This is a genomic window from Geofilum sp. OHC36d9, assembly GCF_052400685.1.
Lineage (GTDB): Bacteria > Bacteroidota > Bacteroidia > Bacteroidales > Marinilabiliaceae > CAZHHH01.
Window position 1 is genome coordinate 45,927 of the sequence record NZ_JBQTGJ010000025.1, and the last position, 6,840, is coordinate 52,766.

At 42.1% G+C, this 6,840-nt stretch carries 5 protein-coding genes; all 5 read left to right on the forward strand.

Annotated features, from left to right (window positions below; translation table 11 throughout):
• The 5 genes from ACT3CD_RS16055 to ACT3CD_RS16075 all read left to right on the forward strand — a co-directional run bounded on the left by ACT3CD_RS16055 (window position 1) and on the right by ACT3CD_RS16075 (window position 6,684).
• Window positions 1-1,608, forward strand: coding sequence for a glycoside hydrolase family 43 protein (locus ACT3CD_RS16055; RefSeq protein ID WP_444646675.1), 1,608 nt, complete (start codon window positions 1-3; stop codon window positions 1,606-1,608).
• A 602-nt stretch (window positions 1,609-2,210) separates the two neighbouring features.
• Entirely contained in the window at window positions 2,211-3,128 is a 918-nt protein-coding gene (locus ACT3CD_RS16060; RefSeq protein WP_444646676.1) for an HU domain-containing protein, read from the forward strand.
• A gap of 795 nt (window positions 3,129-3,923) precedes the next feature.
• Window positions 3,924-4,622 carry a type 1 glutamine amidotransferase gene (locus ACT3CD_RS16065; RefSeq protein WP_444646677.1) on the forward strand — a complete coding sequence of 233 codons (699 nt, stop codon included), beginning with the start codon at window positions 3,924-3,926 and terminating at the stop codon, window positions 4,620-4,622.
• A 69-nt stretch (window positions 4,623-4,691) separates the two neighbouring features.
• Window positions 4,692-6,017: a cysteate synthase gene (locus ACT3CD_RS16070; protein WP_444646678.1), complete on the forward strand. Its 1,326-nt coding sequence runs from the start codon at window positions 4,692-4,694 to the stop codon at window positions 6,015-6,017.
• A 511-nt stretch (window positions 6,018-6,528) separates the two neighbouring features.
• Window positions 6,529-6,684: a hypothetical protein gene (locus ACT3CD_RS16075; RefSeq protein ID WP_444646679.1), complete on the forward strand. Its 156-nt coding sequence runs from the start codon at window positions 6,529-6,531 to the stop codon at window positions 6,682-6,684.
• Window positions 6,685-6,840: the final 156 nt, after the last annotated feature.

A 6,840-nucleotide genomic window follows, 5' to 3' on the forward strand; every position in this document is an offset into this window, starting at 1 on the left:
ATGAAGAAAACAATTATTTTTATTGCCGGACTAACCTTGATCATGGTGGGACTTAGTGCTCAATCTGAAAACCATGGTGTTTGGACCCCCGATAATGGTGACGGAACCTATAAAAACCCGGTTATTTATCAGGATTTTTCTGATCCCGATGTTGTGAAGGTAGGCGATGATTTTTATTTAACCGCTTCTTCGTTTAACTGTTTCCCTGGTTTGCCTGTTTTGCATTCAAAGGATTTGGTAAACTGGCAGTTGGTCAATTATGCGTTGCCCCGATTCCCCGATAACGCTTTTGATAAGCCTCAACATGGCAATGGCGTGTGGGCCCCTTCTATTCGGTGGCACAATGGCGTATTTTATATTTATTGGGGCGATCCTGATAGGGGCATTTATATGATTAAGACCACCAACCCCGAGGGAGAGTGGAGTGACCCGGTGCTGGTAAAAAAGGCAATGGGTAACATTGATGCATGTCCACTATGGGATGAAGATGGCAAAATGTATCTGGTTCATGCCTTCGCTCGCAGTCGGGCAGGGGTGAAGCATTTGCTGCAAATTCATGAACTGTCGCCCGAAGGCGATAAAGTGATTGATGACGGTACCATTGTGTTCGATGGTAAACCGAAACATCCTACAATGGAAGGCCCTAAATTGTATAAACGTAATGGTTATTACTATATCTTTGCCCCGGCTGGAGGTGTTTCAACCGGTTGGCAGGTGGTTATGCGGTCCAGAAATATTTTTGGCCCTTACGAAGACCGAATTGTGATGGCGCAGGGTAATACTAATATTAATGGGCCCCACCAGGGAGGATATGTAGAACTTGATAATGGCGACGGCTGGTTTATGCATTTTCAGGATCAGGGTGTTTACGGACGGGTGGTTTACTTACAACCTGTTAAATGGGTCAAAGACTGGCCTGTGATAGGTTCTGATGATGATAAGGATGGTGTTGGAGAACCTGTTTTAGTGCATAAAAAACCGAAGATTAAAGGTGATTTCAAAATTACATCTCTGCCTGTCAACGATGACTTTAACGATGGCTACGGTTTACAATGGCAGTGGCATGCTAATTTCTATAATAATTGGTATTCAACCACCGATAGAGAAGGGTACTTGAGACTTAAAAGTCTGTTTGTGCGTGAATATATGCTTAATCTTTGGGAGGCACCTAACTTGTTCCTTCAGAAATTCCCTGCTCCCGTTTTTACGGCCACTGCCAAAGTGGATTTTGCCGGATTGCGTGAAAATGAGAGGGCTGGCTTAGTGGTCATGGGATACAATATTTTTACTTTGGAAGTGGAGAAAAGAAAAGGTCAGTATCGTATTAAAAATACTGCTTCAATTGAGGCGCGTCGTAGTAATCCCGAAAAAGTGGTTGAAACAGCCGGGGTGAATGTGAGCGAAATTTATTTACGTGTGGCTGTCAAGAATGGTGGTGAAAGTTCTTTTTACTACAGTATTGATGGCGAGACCTTTTTACCATTGGGTGAAAGTGTGATGGCTAGTGAAGGCATGTGGATAGGTGCTAAAGTGGGGCTTTTTGCCATCGCTGAAAAAGAGTTGGGACTCAAAGGGTACATTGATGTGGATGAATTTATCGTTGAGTAATTTATTTAACTTTTAAATGAAGTAACAGCAATAAGAAACTTCGATGACAAATTCGTTTATTTTTTAGGTTTTAGAAATTCGGATGAGATATCTTTTTTGTTGTGAATGAGTTTCTTTAGTGCTGGCGTAACATAGTGTTTTAGCTTTCTGGCAAACTCTGGGTTACTATAATTTTGATAATTGAGGGGGTGACCTTAAGTCACCCCCTCAATCATTAGTACCTGTTCATAAAGTCGCGATTTTAACTTTGGTATTTCACACATACAAGAAAATGATTAATTCCGGTGAGTTCCATGTGACCGTAAAAATCAAATTATAAACACTCGATAAAGATTATCATCAACTGTTTGGTTTCGCCGGTTTATGATTTTTATAAATGGGGGTGATTATTACATGAGTGTTGAGTGTGGCTGTAAGAAATAAAATACAACCAAAAGGAGAGTCTTTTCCGGGGAGCGTACTGAACAATGGTTTGATTTTTAGTTTTTAGTGTTTTGGGTGGTCAGGAAGACGTAAAAGTTGTCAACAATTTATCAACGGTTGTTAACAAATTGAGTATGCATGGGCCATTAAATTTTCTTACATTTGCAAATATGACCATTATGATTGACTATATATCGCATCTATTGCATTACCATGACTGTGTAATTGTTCCCGGTTTGGGAGGCTTTGTGGCCAACCAGAAGAGTGCTGCCGTGGATGAGGAAAAGCATTTGTTTTTGCCGCCGGTCAAGGAGATAGGATTTAATCGCAGTCTCTTGCATAACGACGGGTTGCTCACCAATCATATAGCACGCTACGAAGAGATCAGTTATGCCTCTGCTGCCGAAAAAATTAAAAATTTTGTCGCCGATTTGAAGGTTCGTATTTTTAATGGCGAAGCGGTTGAATTGGGCGAGATTGGAACGCTGCGTGGTGATGCCATCGGTAATTTGTTATTTACGCCAAAAGAGGTAAATGCTTTTTTGCCGGATGCTTTCGGGTTGTCTTCCTTCCATTTTGAACCCGTTGATTATCGTTATGTCGTGCGCATGGATCGTGAGGTGAAGGTGTCTGCTTTATTGCGTAGCCGATCACCACGTCATTGGGCCGCAGTGGCTGCATTAATGGCTTGTTTCTTTTTGCTGACAACCACTGAGTTGAAAATGCCCCAAATGGAACAGGCCGGATTTGCAACAACGTTTATTCCTTCGGTAGTTGCTGAGATGCCTGCCGTGCAACCTGATGTGTCTGATGTCCCCCTTGTGATGAAGGAGGCTCAGCCAATTGTTGCTGAACCGAAGGCTAAGGCCCGTTATCATATTATTGCTGCAAGCCTTAAACAAAGCGCAAAGGCCCGGGCGGTCTCTTCTGCATTGATGAACCAGGGCTTCGATAGTGTTAAAGTTTTAAATGATGGAAAAGGCCATTTCAGGGTGGCACTTGAGTCGTTTGAGGATTTCGATCAGGCTGTTAAAGTGATGAATAATTATCGCCGCCAGAGTCGTTTTAGCTCTGTATGGGTGTATAAATCGAAATAATGATTTTCTGTTAGTATTCTTGAAAGGCCGTCTCTGTTAGGGATGGCTTTTTTTGATACCTCTGATCATGTGCGAAGCGGATCACGAATTCCTTTGAAATAAAAAACTTCAATGAGTAAAAAAAGTAAAAGCCCGTGCGGCTTGAGCACATAAATGAAAAATTTACTTTTACCGGATAATAGCCATTACATATGAAACGAGCCATGGGAATGGATTTACACACAGGAGGATGATTAATTGTGGCGAGTTCCATATGGCTTTTGAAAATTTAATTTAATCATACATTGGTGTCCGGTAAAAATTTAGAGAAATGATTAGAACCCAGATCCAATGTGATAGTCAGAGATTTTAGGAGATATTGGGGTTGCTTTCCGCCTCAAGAAATTTCCGTTAAGAAAATCAATTTTATTGGCGTAAAGAAATCCGGGCTGTTTGAGCGAAGCGAGTTCCCGGATTTTAGACAATGAAATTGATTTTTAGGAAATTACTTGCAGCGGCGGCATTTTTTGTTTACTTTTTTTTGCTGTTGAAAAAAAGTAAAAGCCCGTGCGGCTTGAGCACTTAAATAGAGAATCTATTTTTTACCGGACAATAGTGTTAATCATATGAAACGAACATGAATTTTAGCATTCTAAAATACACACAGGAGAATGATTAAAATTCATCGAGAGTTCCATATGACCATTGAAAGATAAATTTAATCATATGAAACGAGCCATGGGAATGGATTCACACACAGAAGTATGATTATCCTGACGAGTTTCATATGACAACTGAAAAACAAATTACACTCAGATGAAAAAATTAAGGATTCATTGTATTCAGCATGTTCCTTACGAAGGGCCTGGCGCTGTGCTTGATTGGGCAGAGGTCAACGGTGCAGCCGTTTCTTATAGCCATTTGTACAAAGGCCATGCGCTGCCCGATTTACAGACTTTGGATATGCTTTTGGTGATGGGCGGACCCATGGGCATTTATGATGTGAAAGATTTTCCATGGCTCCCTGACGAAAAAATATTTATTCGTCAATGTATCGATCACGGAAAAATTGTCCTCGGAATCTGTCTCGGCGCTCAGCTGATTGCCGACGTTTTGGGCGCCCGCGTTTTTCCCAATGCGCAGAAGGAAATAGGTTGGTTTCCCATACAGTTGGATGATACTATGCAGCAGATATTGGAACTCAATGAGGCTTCAGCGGTCGTTTTTCACTGGCATGGCGATACCTTTGATTTGCCCCTGGGGGCCATTCATTTGGCAAAATCGGAGGCCTGCCAAAATCAGGCTTTTTTGTTTGCCGAAAAGGTCATGGGGCTTCAGTTTCATCTCGAAACAACACCCGATAGTTTGCGTTTGATGATTAACAATGGCCTGGATGAGCTTAAAACAGCCGGTGAATTTGTTGATTCTGAGACGCAAATGTTTAATGGCGTTAAGTATGTACATGGTAATAATCTCATTTTGTTCCGCGTTTTGGATTATCTAAGTCGTCTCTAAATGGGTATTTATACCTAAAAATCATTGCGCATAATACATTATTTTTGGCATAGTAAAATGTTATGTATTATGGATATTGATTTTCGACCTACTCAGTACTTATTGCAATCGGTGAAGACCGGACAACAATTTAGCGACAAGGGATGGACTCTGGATGCCCCCGGAGAAGATGACCCTACGTTGATTCGTGCTGTTTATGAAGAAGTGCAACTGAATGTGAGAGATGAGTCGATGGGTATTTTTCGTTTTGCTGACTGGCTGCCCGTTCAGCGTTATCTGGCCGGTTCTTCGGCACCGGTGACTTATAAAAGTGAAGGTTTGGCTGCCCATTTAGGGCTTGATAATTTATATATTACTTTTAGTGGATACTGGCCTGAAAAAGGCGCTAATATGCGTACTTGTTCCTTCAAGGAAACCGAAGCGTTTGCCGTGGGAGGCCGGTTGGAAGATAATCATAAAGGTGTTTTGGTCGTGGCTTCTGCCGGTAATACGGCTCGGGCCTTTGCACGTGTATGCTCCGATAATAATATCCCTTTGCTATTGTGCGTCCCCGAAGATAATCTGGATGCCATGTGGTTCGATAGTCCCATTAAACCGCATGTCCGGTTAGTGGCAACCCGTACTGGAAGCGATTATTTTGATGCCATTGCCTTATCAAATACGGCATGTAATATTCCCGGTTTCTTTGGTGAAGGTGGCGCTAAAAATGTTGCCCGGCGCGACGGCATGGGCACGACTGTTCTGTCGGCGGCTCATTTTATTGGGCGAATTCCCGACTATTATTTTCAGGCTGTGGGAAGTGGTACTGGTGCCATCTCTGCCTGGGAGGCCAATGAACGTTTGATTGTTGATGGCCGCTTTGGCCGTCATAAAATGCAGCTGATGGTGTCGCAAAATGCGCCTTTCCTGCCTATTCATGATGCCTGGAAGGCCGGATCTCGTGAAATGTTACCACTCGATCCCGATTTGGCACGTCGGCAGGTTGAAGAAATTTTGGGTAAAGTACTTTCAAACCGAAAGCCGCCATATCCTGTGACGGGTGGCTTATACGATGCCTTAAACGATGCCGGGGGGGATGTGTTGGCCGTTACAAACCAGGAACTCGAAGCTGCTGCTGATTTGTTCCTTTCCTTAGAAGGTAATGACGTGCATCAAGCCGCAGCTGTGGCTGTGGCTTCATTAATAAGTGAAGTTAAAGCAGGTCGTGTTGCCAAAGACGCGGTCATTATGTTGAATATTACAGGCGGCGGTGAAAAACGTTTTTTGCGTGAGAAAGAAGTGACTTACATGAAGCCCGATCATATTTTTGATATCAATCCTGCTGAAGATGAAGTGAAAGACGTCCTGACAAAATTGTTTAAACCTCAATATCAGGATGCGCGTTTGTTGGCGTAAATGGCATACGAACAGACGTTGACTTCGATTGGTGTACTGTTTAACATGAACGATATTTTATGCTATTGATAGTTAAAATGACTGTCAATAGCATTTAATTTTTATTTTCTCTCGTGTAGAGGTGCCTGTTATCCATAAAGGCGTCTGTTTACGCTGGTAAGTTTATGTTTAAGGCTTGCGAAGTCCCGGGAAAATATGAGTTTCCTATGGTACAGACACTTTTTTAGTACAAGCATAATGCAGTCGTTTTATCTTCTTTGCTTACTCTGACTATCAGACCTGTTCCTGTCGCATTCCGGATAATGGATATCCTAATCGCTATTTACTTGGTAAAAGGGCCTCAATCCGTTTGGGCTACTCAGCCCGTCTTTTTTCCTGGAATAAATCCGATTAATCCAAAATTTATACACTTGAGCGCATTAACGCACAGAGAATTGTGAATGCTCCCGTGTTATACGCGCCGTAAAAGATGTAACAGACATCGTCAACGGTGTAATAAGCTTCGTAAAAGTTGGAACAGACACCCGAAAAGTTAGAGCAGCTAACCGAAAAGTTGGAACGGACACCCGAAAAGTTGGAACAGCTAACCGAAAAGTTGGAACAGCTAACCGAAAAGTTGGAACAAGTAACCGAAAAATTGGAAGAGACGACCGATAAGTTGGAATAGACACCTGAAAAGTTGGAACAGATAACCGAAAAGTTAGAACAGACACCCGAAAAATTGGAACAGGTAACCGAAAAGTTGCAATGTAATATCCTAAATTAGCTTGACAGATTTTACAACATTACTTGAATGGGATACAAACATAAAACATCATACTGG

Excerpts from the sequence above, each read along its gene's own strand:
- ACT3CD_RS16060 (WP_444646676.1), top strand. The coding sequence starts at position 2,211 with ATGATTGACTATATATCGCATCTATTGCATTACCATGACTGTGTAATT.
- ACT3CD_RS16065 (WP_444646677.1), top strand. The coding sequence starts at position 3,924 with ATGAAAAAATTAAGGATTCATTGTATTCAGCATGTTCCTTACGAAGGG.
- ACT3CD_RS16070 (WP_444646678.1), top strand. The coding sequence starts at position 4,692 with ATGGATATTGATTTTCGACCTACTCAGTACTTATTGCAATCGGTGAAG.
- ACT3CD_RS16055 (WP_444646675.1), top strand. The coding sequence starts at position 1 with ATGAAGAAAACAATTATTTTTATTGCCGGACTAACCTTGATCATGGTG.